The 15,525-nt window shown below is 65.8% G+C and carries 14 protein-coding genes; 9 read left to right on the top strand and 5 right to left on the bottom strand.

What is annotated here, in order from left to right; all coding sequences use genetic code 11:
- The 3 genes from IN820_RS06805 to IN820_RS06815 all read left to right on the top strand — a co-directional run.
- Positions 1-322, top strand: a 322-nt coding sequence (locus tag IN820_RS06805; protein WP_207793524.1) for a DUF4351 domain-containing protein, incomplete at its 5' end; no start/stop codon positions are given.
- A gap of 672 nt (positions 323-994) precedes the next feature.
- Positions 995-3,931 (top strand): TonB-dependent receptor, encoded by a 2,937-nt coding sequence (locus IN820_RS06810; RefSeq protein ID WP_193680245.1) that lies wholly within the window; start codon positions 995-997, stop codon positions 3,929-3,931.
- Between the two features lie 125 nt (positions 3,932-4,056).
- Entirely contained in the window at positions 4,057-4,713 is a 657-nt protein-coding gene (locus IN820_RS06815) for a heme acquisition protein HasAp (RefSeq protein ID WP_193680246.1), read from the top strand.
- Between the two features lie 544 nt (positions 4,714-5,257).
- Here IN820_RS06815 and vapC read toward each other — a convergent pair.
- Together vapC and IN820_RS06825 are read right to left on the bottom strand one after the other, a co-directional pair.
- Complete coding sequence (gene vapC / locus IN820_RS06820; RefSeq protein ID WP_193680247.1) at positions 5,258-5,665, bottom strand: type II toxin-antitoxin system tRNA(fMet)-specific endonuclease VapC; 408 nt, start codon at positions 5,663-5,665, stop codon at positions 5,258-5,260.
- Positions 5,665-5,895, bottom strand: coding sequence for an antitoxin (locus IN820_RS06825; protein ID WP_193680248.1), 231 nt, complete (start codon positions 5,893-5,895; stop codon positions 5,665-5,667). The genes vapC and IN820_RS06825 overlap by 1 nt, the downstream gene beginning before the upstream one ends.
- 168 nt (positions 5,896-6,063) lie before the next feature.
- On the opposite strand from IN820_RS06825, the gene IN820_RS06830 reads away from it, so the two are divergent.
- The 6 genes from IN820_RS06830 (at position 6,064) to IN820_RS06855 (ending at position 12,672) form a co-directional block, all read left to right on the top strand.
- Positions 6,064-7,824 (top strand): type I secretion system permease/ATPase, encoded by a 1,761-nt coding sequence (locus IN820_RS06830; protein WP_193680249.1) that lies wholly within the window; start codon positions 6,064-6,066, stop codon positions 7,822-7,824.
- A complete protein-coding gene (locus tag IN820_RS06835; protein WP_193680250.1) occupies positions 7,821-9,191 on the top strand; it encodes an HlyD family type I secretion periplasmic adaptor subunit in 1,371 nt (456 codons plus the stop codon). Before IN820_RS06830 ends, IN820_RS06835 begins: the two co-directional genes overlap by 4 nt.
- A gap of 1 nt (position 9,192) precedes the next feature.
- Entirely contained in the window at positions 9,193-10,518 is a 1,326-nt protein-coding gene (locus tag IN820_RS06840) for a TolC family outer membrane protein (protein WP_193680251.1), read from the top strand.
- Between the two features lie 124 nt (positions 10,519-10,642).
- Entirely contained in the window at positions 10,643-11,233 is a 591-nt protein-coding gene (locus tag IN820_RS06845) for a biliverdin-producing heme oxygenase (protein WP_193680252.1), read from the top strand.
- Positions 11,226-11,627, top strand: a complete 402-nt coding sequence (locus IN820_RS06850) for a YbaN family protein (protein ID WP_193680253.1) — start codon at positions 11,226-11,228, stop codon at positions 11,625-11,627. Before IN820_RS06845 ends, IN820_RS06850 begins: the two co-directional genes overlap by 8 nt.
- A gap of 61 nt (positions 11,628-11,688) precedes the next feature.
- The gene (locus IN820_RS06855) at positions 11,689-12,672 is read left to right on the top strand and encodes a zinc-dependent alcohol dehydrogenase family protein (protein ID WP_193680254.1); all 984 of its coding nucleotides are present in this window, start codon (positions 11,689-11,691) and stop codon (positions 12,670-12,672) included.
- A gap of 307 nt (positions 12,673-12,979) precedes the next feature.
- Here the strand turns inward: IN820_RS06855 and IN820_RS06860 are convergent, their stop codons facing one another.
- The 3 genes from IN820_RS06860 to IN820_RS06870 are packed head-to-tail and all read right to left on the bottom strand — an operon-like array spanning position 12,980 to position 15,496.
- Entirely contained in the window at positions 12,980-13,753 is a 774-nt protein-coding gene (locus tag IN820_RS06860) for a MetQ/NlpA family ABC transporter substrate-binding protein (RefSeq protein WP_193680255.1), read from the bottom strand.
- 58 nt (positions 13,754-13,811) lie between these two features.
- Positions 13,812-14,489, bottom strand: a complete 678-nt coding sequence (locus IN820_RS06865; RefSeq protein ID WP_193680256.1) for a methionine ABC transporter permease — start codon at positions 14,487-14,489, stop codon at positions 13,812-13,814.
- Positions 14,489-15,496, bottom strand: a complete 1,008-nt coding sequence (locus IN820_RS06870; protein WP_193680257.1) for a methionine ABC transporter ATP-binding protein — start codon at positions 15,494-15,496, stop codon at positions 14,489-14,491. The genes IN820_RS06865 and IN820_RS06870 overlap by 1 nt, the downstream gene beginning before the upstream one ends.
- Positions 15,497-15,525 lie beyond the last annotated feature (29 nt).

The following is a 15,525-nucleotide window of genomic DNA, read 5'->3' on the forward strand; positions in this document are numbered from 1 at the left end:
GGACGAGAATGAAAGGCGACTCTACCGGGAGCGCTACCCACAGGAGGACAGCGGCATGGCCGGACTGACAGAACGTTTGCTGGAAGAAGGGATGCAGAAGGGCATCCAGCAAGGGATGAGGCAAGGATTAGAGCAAGGGCTGGAACAGGGGCGGCTGCAAAGCCTCCGGGACGTGCTGTCGCGCCAGCTGGTGCATCGTTTCGGGCCGTTGCCGGCGGAGGTGGAGCAGCGCCTGCGGCAGGCCGACAGCGAAACGCTGGGGCGCTGGGCGGACAACGTGCTGGATGCGCAGACGCTGGAAGACGTCTTCAGCCTGCATTGAACCTCGGTGCACAGGCGTGCAATGCGTCGATGTGCAACCAACCCCACCACGTCAGGCGCCAAGGCGCGTTCCGCTCTACGTGGCACGCACCTCGGTTGGTTCGGGCCGCGCCCCGCTGAGCTGCGTAGCGCCGAAGTCCGACATTCCCATCCCACCGCTTCCGCCACCTGACGCTCCGGGTGTCGGGCTTCGTGGAACTGTAGGGTGCGCTCCGCGCACCGCCATGGCGCCGCATTGTCGGCAAATCCTGGTGCGCGGAGCGCGGTCTACGAAAAGGCCATGTCCCCGTTATGTGTTGCAGAGCCTCGCTGGAAGTGTCTGGCTCGGACTTCTTGCAACAGCCGATGTTCGAGCGATCGGGCGCTAGCGGGTAGGTTGGCGCTGAGTGCAGCGAAGCCCAACAGGGATTGGGCACGAACGTGTTGGGCTTCGTCGCTCCTCAACCCAACCTACGCGCTAGTGCGCGGAGCGAACCCTTCGAAAGGCCCCGGTAGTTATCGAATGGCGCCAGGCTGCCCGCCCTGCGTCGCGTCAGCACGATGCTGCATAAAAAACTTTCCCGGAATTACCGACTTTCACCGCTCCGCTCGTCTGCTTTATTGAGAGTGATTTTCATTAGCTGTCACTCGATAAAACAGAAAAACAGCCAACACGAGCGATCTGAGGAAAGTGATGAAACGCAAGAAACAGAGAACGTCCCGGCGCGGCCGCGCGGCATTGTGCCTGGGCATGACCATCGGCAGCTGCCTGATGGCGCTGGCATCGCCACTGGCCGTGGCGGTGGAAGCGGCGAACGCGACCCAGGCCGTGCCGGCCGCCATCGATTTCGACATTCCGGCGCAGCCGCTCAGCTCCGGCGTGCTGGCCTTCGCCCGGCAGAGCGGCGTCCAGGTGTTTTTCGATAGCGAGCGCTTCGCCGGCCTGCAGGGTGGGGCCGTACAGGGGCGCTATTCGCTGGAGGAAGCGTTGCAGCGGCTGCTTGCCGCCGCACCGGTGAACTATCGCTTCTTCGAGGGCGGGCGCCAAGTCACGCTCAGTCAGCGAGAAAGCGATGGGGGCGTATTCGAGCTGCCCGACATAACGGTCCGGGACTGGCTCAGCGAGAAGGAACAGACCTACCTGCAACCGCGTTCGGTATCGGTGATCGATCGCGAACAGATCGACAGGCGCCCGCCGCGGCATGTGGCCGACATGCTGGCGGACACCCCCGGCGTGACCAGCGCGGTCGACCGCAACAACCCGTCCCTGTCGGTGAATATTCGCGGCATGCAGGACTTCGGCCGGGTCAACATGATGATTGACGGCATGCGCCAGAACCATGTGGAAAGCGGTCACCAGCAGCGCAATGGCGAGATGTATATCGACTCCGAACTGCTCAGCAGCGTGGTCATCGAGAAAGGGCCGAACGCCGGTGTGTACGGCGCCAACGCCATCGCCGGTAGCGCCAACTTCCAGACCCTGGACTACGACGACATCATCCTGCCGGGCCAGGACCACGGCGTACGCCTGCGCGGCACCACGGGTATCGGTGGCTATGCCAATGGCGTGAATTTCCTCGGCAGCGCGGCGGTGGCCGGGCGTTTCGAGGATCGCCTGGAACTGCTGGCGGCGCGCAGCCAGAAGAATCTGGGGGCCTATGAGATTGGGGATCGCGGGCGTACCTGGCACACCGAGTCATTATCGCTGGGCCAGCAGGAAATCAGCGAGATGCGCTATTCCGACCAGAAGCAGGACTCCTGGCTGGCCAAGGCTCGGCTGAAACTCAACGATGACCAAAGTGTGCAATTCACTTATACGGGGACGGAGCTTTCCTACAGCAACACCTCGGACTGGAGCCAGGCCAATGCCAATGGCAATAGATCCTATGGTGCAGCCGAGGCAAAAAACGATTCCTATGCTCTGGACTATGCCTTTGCCCCGAACGATAACCCGCTGATCGACCTGAAGGCCAAGGTCTATTTCGTCAGCACCGAGAACGAGCGCATCAACGGTGCCACCCCTACCAGCCTGACGGACTTCGTCTGGAACAATGGCTACTGCCTGCAGAACCCCATTTCGTCGAGCTGGCAGAGTGCCTGCTTGTCTGGCTTGAGCAATACCACCCGCAGCCGCACCGACACCTGGGGACTGCAACTGGAGAACACCTCGCGCTTTGAACTCGCCGCCTTGCCTGGCGCCGAGTGGGCGGCCAACTATGGCATCGAGTGGTTTCAGGATGAAGGCAAGTCTGGCAACACGTCTGATCGCAACGGGGTAACCACCAGCTATATAGATGGGCTCACGGGGAACAACCTGAACCCCAATGGACGGCGCGATGTGGCCAGCGCCTTCGCCTCGCTGACCTTCAGTAAAGACCCTTTTACCCTGAAAGCCGGGTTGCGTTATGACTGGTATCACTTGCGGGGGAAGACCACGGTGCCGGGGGTGGAAAGCAGCTATCAGAGTCGTTTCGATAGCTACCTGAGCTACTGGTGTAATCGCCCACAAACCAACGCTACAAACTATGCGGGTTGCCAGGCGGGGTTGAATGGTGGAGAAGCGGGCGCCGTTGCATGGTGGGAGGCCAACCAGTCAACCAGCTACTGGACGACAACGCGCTGGGGAGAACAGTGGACAGATGAAGCCGTCAGGTATGAATACGAGGTCGACCGTAGCATGGGCCGGTTTTCGCCCTTTCTTTCCGCCGCCTACAAGCCGCTGGACTGGCTGGAGTTCTTCGGCAACTGGGGCAGGGGCTTCCGCCCGCCGGCCCTGGCCGAGACCCTCTGGGAAGGCGCCCATCCCGGTGGTGGCTCCGAGCACATGTACCCCAACCCCTTGCTCGACTCGGAACGTTCCACCACTTGGGAGGTGGGCTTCAATATCCTGCGTCAGAATGTCCTGAAAGCAGATGATCGCCTGGGGATAAAGGCGGCTTATTTCGCCACCAAGGTGGACGACTTTGTATTCACTTCCATAGACAACACATTGCCAGGTGTTAATGCCGGCGGTTTGGGCAATAACTTTTTCGTGAACAACTTGGCGGAAACCAAGTTCCGCGGCATCGAACTGGAAGGCAGCTACGATGCGCAGCGCTGGTACGCGGGCGTCAACTTCACCAAGTACCTGAGCAGTGAAAACGACTTCTGCTCCAAAGTGTGGCCCCTGGGCAGCCAAATGATCCGTTACGACCAACCGAATGAGGACGGTTCGATGACGGCGCAGCACCTACAAGCCATTGCCGCGGGCTACAGCTCTTATCAGGAGATGCTGGACAGCCGAGCCTACTGTGGTATCGACACGGTGATGAACGCCACCCGCGCGATGCCGATGGACCGCCATGGCGCTACCCTGGGGATTCGCCTTTTCGGCAAGAAGCTGGATATGGGCATCCGCTACAACCGCAGCAAGGGCGACGCCCCCAGCAACTGGAGCACCGCTGACAACCTGTGGGATTCCTACACCACCTGGGACTTCTACAGCAAATACCAGCCCACGCAGAACCTGGCGGTGAGCCTAGCGGTGGAGAACATCCGCGACGAGAACTACTTGGGCGGCTATTCGGACATGCTAGCGCGCACCTATGCGCCCGGCCGCACCGTGCAGGCAGGAGTGGAAATCAGATTCTGAAGAGGCGAGGCGGTTGATCGTCTGTTGGAATAATGGCAAGCAGCAAAGCCGTTTGAATGGGAAGCGCTTCGGCGCTACTTGAAACCGGCCAATCACTGGCCAAGTGAAATACATGGAGACTTATCATGGCTACCATCGCAACTTTCTGCTACAGCACGAATGAGGATCTCTATCCGGCGTTCACCGATTGGACCGATACCCTCGAAGACGTACTGGATGCCTGGGCATCGGACGGCATTCCCGGCACTCATCCGGGCAACACCGGCGGCTTCTTCACCGGTGGCGTGGGCTCCGGTTTGTCGGGCGACACTTATGGCTTCTCGACCGGCAGTGGCTATGCCTTCTCGGTCTATGGCGACCTGGACTACTACTTCCCGCCGCTCAGTGGCGGAACCATCCCCGGTGCCCAGTCCCATACCCTGTACGGCACCATCGAGAAGATCAGCTTCGGCGGTGGCCTGGATACCGATGGCACGGTCATCGATCCGTTCCTGACCATCTGCTTCGACGAGCCGATCACCAGCGATGCCACCAATATCGGCGCCTACTCGGTTCACGACGTCGTCTGGGGTCTGATGAATGGGTCGCTGACTGGTTATGGCAGCACTCTGCTCGGCACGCCCGCGGGTGGCTACGGTGGTCTCTATGCGGTGCTGGAAGATGTCTACAACGTGGATCTCAGCGATAGCATTGAGGATCTCGGTACGGCGTTCGAGGACTGTGACTGCGGTGCTGAACTGGTCGGCGTTCCGGAGTTCGACGACTACCTGCTGGCAGCCTGATCGCCACGCAGTAAAAAGCGGATGAAAGATCGCTCTTCCATCCGCCCCTGAAACACCCGGCACGGCCTGAGTTTTCGCGGACGCGGGTCGTGTCGGGACCGGGGGGATACTCCCGGTTCTTCTCAGGCAGGTCAATCATGTCTCGCAAAAAGACAGGGGCAAGGGCTAAATCCGCCTTGCGCCTATTCGTTAATGATTCTCATACGCGCAGAGGGCCGCTAGTTCTTGAGCCTCCGCCGTTTGCCCTGAAGAAGGCGCCGCTCGCACTGGCGGTGCGCGCTCGCCCGGAGCCCCTATCGCTCGCCGCCCTGCTGGCCCGTCACCAGGCCCGCCAGCGGCAGAAGGAGCTGCCACGCGCCCCAGTGACCGCCCATCCCAGCCTCAGCAGTTGGCAGGCAGTCCCTAGCGGTGAGTATTCGCTGTCCTACGGCAGCCAGGCCGAGCCCCGACCGCAGCAGGCGCAAGAGGGGGATACCCGATGAGCTGCCGGCTGGTTGTCTCCGCGGGCATAGCGTTTATTGCAGCCCAGGATTCGTCGTTTCGGCTAATGCGCCCAGTTCTCTACCGGCAAGCCCTCGACCCGGACGAACTCCCTTTCGTTGTTGGTGACCAGCACCCAGCCGCGTGCCCTTGCGTGGGCCGCGAGCCAGAGGTCGTTGTTGCCGATGATTCGCCCCTGGCGTTCGAGCGTGCCGCGGATATCGCCGTAGTGATCGGCGACCGGAGCATCGAGGTCATCCAGGCCAATGCAGGCCAGCAGGTGGTCGATGGCCTGCATCGCCCTCTCTCGGGACTGGCTCTTCTCCGCGCCATGGCGCAGTTCGCCCAGGGTGATCACCGACATGACCAACTCCTCCGCGCGATGGCGGGCGAAGCGCTGCCGTACCTGCTCGGGATTGTGCTTGATGATGTAGATGCAGATGTTGGTATCGAGCAGGTAGCGCACGCTCATTACAGGCTGTCCCTCTCCTGCGGTGGCGAATCCTGGCGGCCCTCGGCCATGAAATCCTCGGGGAACTGGCCGAGCGCCTCGAAGATGGCCAGCGCGCGCTCCGGGCGTTCACGCAGGACGACCTCGTCTCCCCGGCGGAAGATTTCCACGCTGCTGCCCTTGAAGCGGAACTCCTTGGGCAGGCGCACGGCCTGGCTGCGGCCAGACATGAATACCTTGGCAAGAGACATGCTCAGCGCCTCCTCTGTCCGATTGATAGATATCGAAGATATATACCGAATGAAGAGGCGTCAACGCTCTGTCTTCACTCGGACGTCGATCGCATCGCTCGACGGGCTCGCCGCCGGTCCAGGCACGGTGGCAATGCCCATCTTCACGCCCCCTCGGAACCTGCTGCCATGAGCGAACCCCGCAACGAAATCCTTTCCGCCCTGGGCGCCTACAAGGGCGGCTTCTTCAGCATCGGGCTGTTCAGCGCCATCATCAATCTGCTGATGCTGGCGCCGGCCGTCTACATGCTGCAGGTCTACGACCGGGTGCTGGCCTCCGGCAACCCGATGACCCTGGCGATGCTGACGCTGATGGTGGTCGGCCTGTATGCCTTCATGGGTGCACTGGAGTGGGTGCGCAGCTTCGTGGTGATCCGCCTCGGCGCGCGGATGGACGTGCGCCTCAACCAGCGCATCTACGACGCCGCCTTCGCCGCCAACCTGAAGGGCAATCGGCAGTCGGCCGGCCAGGCGCTGAAGGACCTGACCAGCCTGCGCCAGTTCGCCACCGGCAATGCGTTGTTCGCCTTCTTCGATGCGCCCTGGTTTCCCGTCTACCTGCTGGTGATCTTCCTCTTCCATCCCTGGCTGGGGGCGTTGGCCCTGGCCGGGGCCTGCCTGCTGATGGGGCTGGCCTGGCTCAACCAGTGGCTGTCGCGGGAGCCGCTGGCCGAGGCCGGCCGATTGTCGATCCAGGCCACCCAGCAGGCTGAGGCCGACCTGCGCAATGCCGAGGCCATCGAGGCCATGGGCATGCTCGGCGCACTGCGCCAGCGCTGGCTGCGTGGGCACCAGGGGTTCCTCGCCCAGCAGGGCCTGGCCAGCGAGAAGACCGCCGTGGTCGGCGCCTGGTCCAAGGGCGTGCGCCTGGCGCTGCAGTCGCTGATGCTCGGCCTGGGGGCGTTGCTGGCGGTGGCCGGCGAGATCACCCCGGGGATGATGATCGCCGGTTCGATCCTGGTCGGTCGCGTGCTGGGTCCGCTGGATCAACTGATCGGCGCCTGGAAGCAGTGGGCCTCGGCGCGCCTGGCCTACGAGCGCCTGGTTCGACTGCTCGCCGACTGTCCGGCACGTGAGCGGGGCATGCTGCTGCCGGCCCCCCAGGGCTGCCTGCAGGCGGAAAGAGTGATCGCCGCCGCACCCGGCGGGCGGACTCCGGTATTGAGCAATGTCGGTTTCGCCCTGGAGGCCGGCGAGGTGCTCGGCGTGCTCGGCCCCTCCGGCTCCGGCAAGTCGAGCCTGGCCCGCGTGCTGGTGGCGGCGCAGCCGCTGCTGGCCGGCAAGGTCCGCCTGGACGGTGCCGACCTGCACCAGTGGGACAAGGCCGAGCTCGGCCCGCATATCGGCTACCTGCCGCAGGACGTGCAGCTGTTCGCCGGCAGCATCGCCGAGAACATCGCCCGCTTCGCCGAGGTGGATGCCGACAAGGTGGTGCAGGCCGCGCAACTGGCCGGCGTCCATGAATTGATCCTGCGTCTGCCGCAGGGCTACGACACCCGCCTGGGCGAGGGCGGGGCGGGACTTTCCGGAGGACAGAAGCAGCGTGTCGGCCTGGCCCGTGCGCTCTACGGCCTGCCGGCGCTGATCGTGCTCGACGAGCCCAATGCCAACCTCGACGAGGAGGGGGAAAAGGCCCTGCTGGCGGCCATCGCCCGGCTCAATGCGCAGCGCCGTACGCTGGTGCTGATCACCCACAAGCCGGCGCTGCTGGCCGGGGCGGACAAGCTGCTGGTGCTGCGCGGTGGACAGATGCAGGCCTTCGGCCCAGCCGCGCGGGTGCTGCAGGAGCTGCAACAGGCGACGCGGCCGGCCCCGGTGGCGCCGACCACCGCCAGTCCGATGGGCATGAACGTCAGCTATCGCCTCAACGTGCCGGGAGAAACCACATGAACGCCGCACGCATCGCTCTGGTGGCGGACAACGACAAGGCGCTTGTGGAGCACCTGCCGGACGGGCAGGCGTCGCTCGGCACGGTGCTGGACGACAGGCGCCACACGCGCATCGGCTGGTGGCTGGTGCTACTGGGCTTCGCCGGCTTCCTGCTGTGGGCCGCCCTGGCGCCGCTGGACAAGGGCGTGCCGGTGTCCGGCAAGGTGATGGTCTCGGGCAATCGCAAGGCCGTGCAGCACGCCAGCGGTGGTATCGTCGAACGCATCCTGGTGCGCGACGGCGAGCGGGTGACGGCTGGCCAGGTGCTGGTGCGGCTGGACGAAACCGCCCAGCGTGCCCAGATGGAATCGCTGCGTGCCCAGTATGTCGGTGCGCGGAGCATGGAAGGCCGGTTGAGCGCCGAACGCGACGGGGCCGACCAGATCCTCTTCGCCGCCGACCTGCTGGCGCGCAGCGACGAGCCTTTGGTGGCGGCGTCGCTGGCTCTGCAGCGGCAACTGTTCGACAGCCGTCGACAGGCCCTGGCCATGGAGCTGGACGGCTTGCGCGAGGGTATCGCCGGAGCCGAGGAGCAACTGCGCGGCCTGCGCGCGCTCAGGCAGAGCAGGACGCGGCAGAAGCAGGCCCTGGAAGAGCAACTGGCGGGCTTGCGTGACCTGGCCCGGGAGGGCTACGTCGCGCGCAACCGCCTGCTCGACAGCGAACGGCTGTACGCCGAACTCGACGGTGCGCTGGCCGAGGAGCTCGGCCGCATCGGCCAGTTGCAGCGACAGATCCTGGAAATGCGCCTGAAGTTCGGCCAGCGTCGCGAGGAGTATCAGAAGGAGGTGCGCAGCCAGTTGGCCGAGACGCGCACCCAGGCCGAAGATCTGCGCCACCGCCTGGTCGGCGCCGAGTTCGAGCTGGCGCGCAGCCAGGTACGGGCGCCGGCGGACGGCATCGTGGTGGGGCTGAACGTGTTCACCGACGGCGGCGTGATCGCCCCCGGCCAGGCGCTGATGGAAATCGTGCCGGAGCACGAGCCGCTGCTGGTGGAGGGCCAGGTGCCGGTCAACCTGATCGACAAGGTGCATCCGGGACTGCCGGTGGAGCTGATCTTCTCCGCCTTCAACCAGAGCACCACGCCGCGTATCGCCGGCGAGGTGCAGACGGTGTCGGCGGACCGGCTGGTCGACGAGACCACCGGCGAGCCCTACTACAACCTGCGCGCCAGGGTCAGCGAGGACGGCATGCGGCAACTGGCCGGGCTGGCGATCCGCCCGGGCATGCCGGTGGAAGCCTTCGTCCGTACCGGCGAGCGCTCGCTGCTCAACTACCTGTTCAAGCCGTTACTGGACCGCACCCACCTGGCGCTGGTGGAAGACTGACATGGCTCGGACCCGATACCTGCTGCTGGTTGGCCTGCTGGCCTTCACGCCTTCCGCCTGGGCCTTGGGGTTGCTGGAAGCCTACGACCTGGCGCTGCACCACGATCCGAACTTCCAGGCGGCGATCCAGGCGCATGCGGTCGGCCAGGAGAATCGCGCGATCGGCCGTGCCGGGCTGCTGCCCAACCTGTCCTGGAGCTACAGCAACTCCGAGAACGGCTCCGAGGTCAGGGCCGGCGACGCGACGATCGAACGCGACTACCGCAGCTACGCCTCCACCCTGACCCTGCAGCAGCCGCTGCTCGATTACGAGGCCTGGGCCCGCTATCGCCAGGGGGTGGCCCAGGCGCTGCTGGCCGACGAACAGTATCGCGCACAGGGCCAGGAGCTGGCCGTGCGGCTGCTGGCCGCCTACAGCCAGGCGTTGCTGGCCCGCGAACGGATCGAGCTGAGTCGCGCCCAGCGGCGCGCCTATGCCGAGCGGCTGCGGCTCAACCGGCGGCTGTTCGACAAGGGCGAGGGCACCCGTACCGATATCCTCGAGACCGAGGCGCGGCACAGCCTGGCGCTGGCCGAGGAAATCGAGGCGCAGGACGCCCTGGACGACGCTCTGCGCACGCTGCAGGCAATGCTTGGCCGTTCCCTGGTTATCGACGAACTGGCGCCGCTGGCCGAGGTCTTCGAGCCGCAGCCGTTGCAGCCCGCCAACTTCCACGCCTGGCGTGAACTGGCGCTGCGCAACAACCCCGCGCTGGCAGCCCAGCGCCACGGCCTGAGCGCCAGCGAATACGATGTGGCACGCAATCGCGCCGGCCACCTGCCCAAGGTCAGCCTGTACGCCAGCAGCCGCAAGACCAGTTCCGATTCAGAAAGCGCCTACGACCAGAAGTACGACACCAACAGCATCGGTGTGCAGATCAGCCTGCCGCTATTCGCCGGAGGCGCCACCTCAGCCTCGGTGCGCCAGGCCGCCAGCCGGCTGGAACAGGCGCGCCACGAGCTGGATGCGCAGACGGCGGACACCCTCAACGAACTCAAGCGTCAGTTCAACCTTGCACAGAGCAGCCGGGCCAGGATCGGCGCCTACCGCATGGCCGTCGAGTCCGCCAGCCTGCTGATCGAGGCGACGCGGCGCAGCGTGCAGGGTGGAGAGCGGGTCAACCTCGACGTGCTGGACGCCGAGCAGCAACTCTACGCCGCCCGCCGCGACCTGGCCGAAGCTCGCCATGGCTGGCTGCAGGCCTGGCTTAACCTGCGCCACGGCGCGGGCGTACTGAACGGCGAGGACCTGCACACGTTGGCGCGGTACTTCCAGCGGGACGAATGACGGCTGAGGTTGCTGGTCACGCCAGGAATCCGCTGCGTGATTTACTGCCTCGGCGCGGCTGATTCGTCTTTATCTACAGCGGGTCGAACCCGTACTCCCTGGACCGATAACACGAGACCTTCCCATGAGCGCATCATCGCACCTGTCCCACCCGCTGCGTTCGCAGCGCCTGAACACCCTGACCCATGAGCCCCACGAGCGCCTCGAAGCGCTGGTCAAGGCCCATGAACCGTTCGCCAGCCGGGAGAATTTCGCCCGCTTCGTCACCGCCCAGTACCTGTTCCAGTACGACCTGCAGACACTCTATCGGGACCCGCGCCTGATGGCGCTGGTGGAAGACCTGCCGTCCCGCTGCCGGGTCGAGGCGGCGCGTCTGGACCTGGCCGATTTCGGCGTGCCGGTGCCGGCGGGCGACGAGGCCATCCGCTCACGCGAGATGTGCGTCGGCGAGGCGCTGGCTTGGCTGTTCGTTTCCGAAGGCTCGAAGCTCGGTGCCGAGTTCCTGTTCCAGAAGGCCGCCGCACTCCGGCTGGATGAAGGCTTCGGCGCCCGCCATCTGGCTGCGCCGAAGGGCGGCCGCGCACAGGGCTGGAAAGGTTTCGTCAAGGCGCTCGACGGCGTCGAGCTGGACTCCGAGCAGGAGCGCCGGGCGGACGCCGCGGCCATCGAGGCCTTCGAGCGCTTCGCCGTGCATCTGGAGCGCTGCTTTGCCTGAGCCGGCGCCTGGCCGGCTGCGCTGGCTGTGGCTGATCGTCGCCTATCTGGCGATCGGCCTGGCGGCGCTGGGCGTGGTGCTGCCGGGCCTGCCGACCACCGAATTCGTGCTGCTCGCCGCCTGGGCCGCATCGCGCAGCTCGCCGCGGCTGGCGGCCTGGCTTGAGCATCACCGGCTGTTCGGCCCGACCCTGCGCGACTGGCGCCGGGGCGGGGTGGTCGCGCGGCGCACCAAGGTCATCGCCAGCCTGGCGATGCTGGCAAGCCTGACGGTCCTGGCGCTGACCGTCTCCCACCGGCCCTCGGTGGCCTTCGCCGCCGCCGGCATGGCCTGCGGTGCCACCTGGATCTGGAGCCGGCCGGAGCGGGCCCGTTCCGCTCGGCTTCCGCGCTGAGCACACGTGGGGCGCTACTTGCGCTTTAATGCAGCAGGTAGAGCCACAGGGAGCGTCCGTTATGCATGCCATGGTCCTCGATTGCGTCGGCGCGCCGTTGCGCTGGCGCGAACTGCCCGACCCGCAACCCGGCCCGGGCGAGCTGCGTGTGCGGGTGCTGGCCTGCGGTGTCTGCCGCACCGACCTGCACGTGGTCGATGGCGAGTTGCCGGCGGCGCCGCTGCCGATCATCCCCGGCCACGAGATCGTCGGCCGCGTCGATGCGCTGGGCGAGGGGGTGAGCGGCTTCGAGCTGGGCCAGCGGGTGGGCATTCCCTGGCTCGGGCATACCTGCGGGGTGTGCAGCTATTGCCAGCATGCCGAGGAGAATCTCTGCGATGCGCCGCAGTTCACCGGTTACACGCGGCCCGGGGGCTATGCCGAGCTCGTGGTGGCCGATGCGCGTTTCACTTTCGCCCTGGGCGAGGAAGGCGACGACGTGGCGTTGGCGCCGCTGCTCTGCGCCGGGCTGATCGGCTGGCGTTCGCTGGTCAAGGCCGGCACCGGCAAGCGGCTGGGGCTGTACGGTTTCGGCGCCGCGGCGCATATCGTCATGCAGGTGGCGCGCTGGCAGGGGCGCGACGTCTACGCCTTCAGCCGCCCCGGCGACGTTGCTGCGCAGGACTTCGCCCGTTCGCTCGGCGCGCTCTGGGCCGGCGACTCGACGCAGCCGCCGCCGGTGCCGCTGGATGCGGCGATCATCTACGCGCCGGCCGGCGAACTGGTGCCGGCGGCCCTGCGCGCGGTGCGCAAGGGCGGTCGGGTGGTCTGCGCCGGGATCCACATGAGCGACATCCCGAGCTTTCCCTACGACATCCTCTGGCAGGAGCGCGAAGTGGTCTCGGTGGCCAACCTGACGCGCCAAGACGGCCTGGAATTCTTCCCGATCGCGGCGCAGGCCGGCATCCGTACCGAGACCCATGCCTACCCGCTGCAACAGGCCAACCAGGCGCTGGACGACCTGCGCCACGGACGTTTCCAGGGTGCCGCAGTGCTGGTGCCCTGAGACGAAGAACGTCGCACGGGGCGGGGTTCCGGGGGCAGATCGTAGGTTGGGTTGAGCGCAGCGAAGCCCAACGGGCGGTGCGTCAGGCGGCGCTTTGGCGCGAGTTGGGCTTCGGCGCTGCGCGCCTCAACCGCAACCTACGGCATGGCCCCACATGGGGATGTGGACGGATCGGCGTAGGTTGGGTGGGGGCGCCTTGCCTGAGCGAAGCGAAAGCCCAACGGGCGATGCATCAGACGGCGCTTTTGCATGAGTTGGGCTTCTGCGCTGCGCGCCTCAACCGCAACCTACGGTATGCCCCCGGCGGTCAGAACGCCGGTACCACGGCGCCCTGGTACTTCTCTTCGATGAACTGGCGGACGGCTTCGCTGTGCAGCGCGGCGGCGAGTTTCTGCATGGCGTCGCTGTCCTTGTTGTCCGCACGGGCGACCAGGATGTTGACGTAGGGCGAGTCGCTGCCTTCGATCACCAGCGCGTCCTCGGTGGGATTGAGCTTGGCTTCCAGCGCATAGTTGGTGTTGATCAGCGCCAGGTCGACCTGGGTCAGCACGCGCGGCAGGGTGGCCGCTTCCAGTTCACGGATCTTGATGCGCTTGGGATTCTCGGCGATGTCCTTGACGGTGGCGGTGATGCCGGCGCCTTCCTTGAGGCCGATCACGCCGGCCTTGGCCAGCAGCAGCAGGGCGCGCCCGCCATTGGTGGCGTCGTTGGGGATGACTACGGTGGCGCCGTCGGGCATTTCGTCCAGCGACTTCAGCTTGCTCGAGTAGGCGCCGAAGGGCTCGATGTGCACGCCGGCGACGCTGACCAGTTCGGTGCCCTTGCCCTTGTTGAACTCGTCCAGGTACGGCTGGTGCTGGAAGAAGTTCGCGTCCAGGCGCTTCTCGGCGACCTGGATGTTCGGCTGCACGTAGTCGGTGAATACCTTGACGTTCAGCTCGACGCCCTGCTCGGCCAGGGCCGGCTTGACGAATTCCAGCAGTTCGGCGTGCGGCACGGCGGTGGCGGCGACGGTCAGGGTGTCGGCGGCCTGGGCGGAAAATGCCGCGACGGCGGCCAGGGCGGCAATCAGTTTTTTCATCGTTCGGTTCCTTCAGGGATTGAGCGGGGTGCGATGGTTCGCTCGCCCTCGTTGCGGTTCATTTGCGCGAAAAATGGGTGACCAGCTTGTCGCCGACGCTCTGCAGCACCTGCACCAGGACCAGCAGCAATACCACGGTGACCACCATGACGTCGGTCTGGAAACGCTGGTAGCCGAAGCGGATGGCCAGGTCGCCCAGGCCGCCGGCCCCCACCACACCGGCCATCGCGGTGTAGGACACCAGGGTGATGGCGGTGACGGTAATGGCGGCGATGATGCCCGGACGCGCCTCGGGCAGCAATGCACTGAAGATGATCTGCCGGGTGCTGGCGCCCATCGCCTGGGTCGCTTCGATGATGCCGCGGTCCACTTCGCGCAGGGCCGTCTCCACCAGCCGCGCGAAGAACGGCGCGGCGCCCACCACCAGCGGTGGAATCGCCCCGGCGACGCCCAGCGAGGTGCCGGTCAGCAGCACGGTGAAGGGGATCATCACGATCAGCAGGATGATGAACGGCAGCGAACGCAGCACGTTGACGATGAACGACAGCAGCGCGTACAGCGGGCCGTTCTCGAACAGCTGGCGCGGGCCGCTGAGGAACAGCAGCACACCCAGCGGCAGGCCCAGCAGGATGGTGAACAGCAGCGAGCCGCCGAGCATCAGCAGGGTGTCCAGCGTCGCCAGCCAGATCTCGTACCAGTCGACGTTCGTAAACAAGGAGCCGAACAGAGCTTCCATCAGCGCAGCACCTCCACGTGTACGTCGGCGGCATCCAGGCGTTCCAGCGCCGCGGTCATGTCGCCACCGACCAGCGCCAGGGTCAGCTGGCCGTAGGGGGTGTCCTTGATGCGGTCGATACGCCCCGAGAGGATGCTGAAATCCACCCCGGTCTCGCGTGCCACGGTGCCCAGCAGCGGCTGGTAGGTGGCCTCGCCCTGGAAGGTCAGGCGCAGGATGCGCCCCGGCACATGGGCGAAGTCGTCGCGCTGTTCGTTCTCGTCGACCGCCTCGTCTTCCAGCACGAAACGCTGGGTGGTCGGGTGCTGGGGATGCAGGAACACCTCGGTGACCGGACCCTGTTCGACGATGACGCCGCCGTCCATCACCGCCACCCGGTCGCAGACCCGGCGGATCACGTCCATCTCATGGGTGATCAGGACGATGGTCAGTTGCAGCTCGCGGTTGATCTCGGCCAGCAGCTGCAGCACCTGGGCGGTGGTCTGCGGGTCGAGGGCGCTGGTGGCCTCGTCGCAGAGCAGGATGTCCGGGCGGGTCGCCAGGGCGCGGGCGATACCGACGCGCTGCTTCTGCCCGCCGGACAGCTGCGCCGGGTATTTGCCCGCGTGGTCGCGCAGGCCGACGCGCTCGAGCAGTTCGGCGACGCGCTGGTCGATCTCGGCGCGCGAGTAGCTGCCGGCCAGGCGCAGCGGCATGGCGACGTTGTCCGCCACGGTCTTGGACATCAGCAGGTTGAAGTGCTGGAAGATCATCCCGACGCGCTGGCGGAAGCGCCGCAGGTCATCGGCATCCAGCGCGGTGACGTCTTCGCCGTTGACCAGGATGCGCCCGCCGGAAGGCTCCTCGAGGCGGTTGATCAGGCGCAGCAGGGTGCTCTTGCCGGCGCCGGAATGGCCGATCAGGCCGAATACCTCGCCAGAAGCGATCTGCAGCGCGGTCGGCTGCAGTGCGGCGACATCACGGCCCGCGACCCGATAGGTTTTGTGGACTTGGTGGAATTCGATCACGGGCGAACCTTGTGGGTGCGGTCGTTCGG

The organism is Pseudomonas lopnurensis (assembly GCF_015070855.1).
GTDB classification, from domain to species: Bacteria; Pseudomonadota; Gammaproteobacteria; order Pseudomonadales; family Pseudomonadaceae; genus Stutzerimonas; species Stutzerimonas lopnurensis.

Coding starts and splice junctions, on each gene's coding strand:
- IN820_RS06810 (WP_193680245.1), top strand. CDS start 995: ATGAAACGCAAGAAACAGAGAACGTCCCGGCGCGGCCGCGCGGCATTG.
- IN820_RS06815 (WP_193680246.1), top strand. CDS start 4,057: ATGGCTACCATCGCAACTTTCTGCTACAGCACGAATGAGGATCTCTAT.
- vapC (WP_193680247.1), bottom strand. CDS start 5,665: ATGAGCGTGCGCTACCTGCTCGATACCAACATCTGCATCTACATCATC.
- IN820_RS06825 (WP_193680248.1), bottom strand. CDS start 5,895: ATGTCTCTTGCCAAGGTATTCATGTCTGGCCGCAGCCAGGCCGTGCGC.
- IN820_RS06830 (WP_193680249.1), top strand. CDS start 6,064: ATGAGCGAACCCCGCAACGAAATCCTTTCCGCCCTGGGCGCCTACAAG.
- IN820_RS06835 (WP_193680250.1), top strand. CDS start 7,821: ATGAACGCCGCACGCATCGCTCTGGTGGCGGACAACGACAAGGCGCTT.
- IN820_RS06840 (WP_193680251.1), top strand. CDS start 9,193: ATGGCTCGGACCCGATACCTGCTGCTGGTTGGCCTGCTGGCCTTCACG.
- IN820_RS06845 (WP_193680252.1), top strand. CDS start 10,643: ATGAGCGCATCATCGCACCTGTCCCACCCGCTGCGTTCGCAGCGCCTG.
- IN820_RS06855 (WP_193680254.1), top strand. CDS start 11,689: ATGCATGCCATGGTCCTCGATTGCGTCGGCGCGCCGTTGCGCTGGCGC.
- IN820_RS06860 (WP_193680255.1), bottom strand. CDS start 13,753: ATGAAAAAACTGATTGCCGCCCTGGCCGCCGTCGCGGCATTTTCCGCC.
- IN820_RS06865 (WP_193680256.1), bottom strand. CDS start 14,489: ATGGAAGCTCTGTTCGGCTCCTTGTTTACGAACGTCGACTGGTACGAG.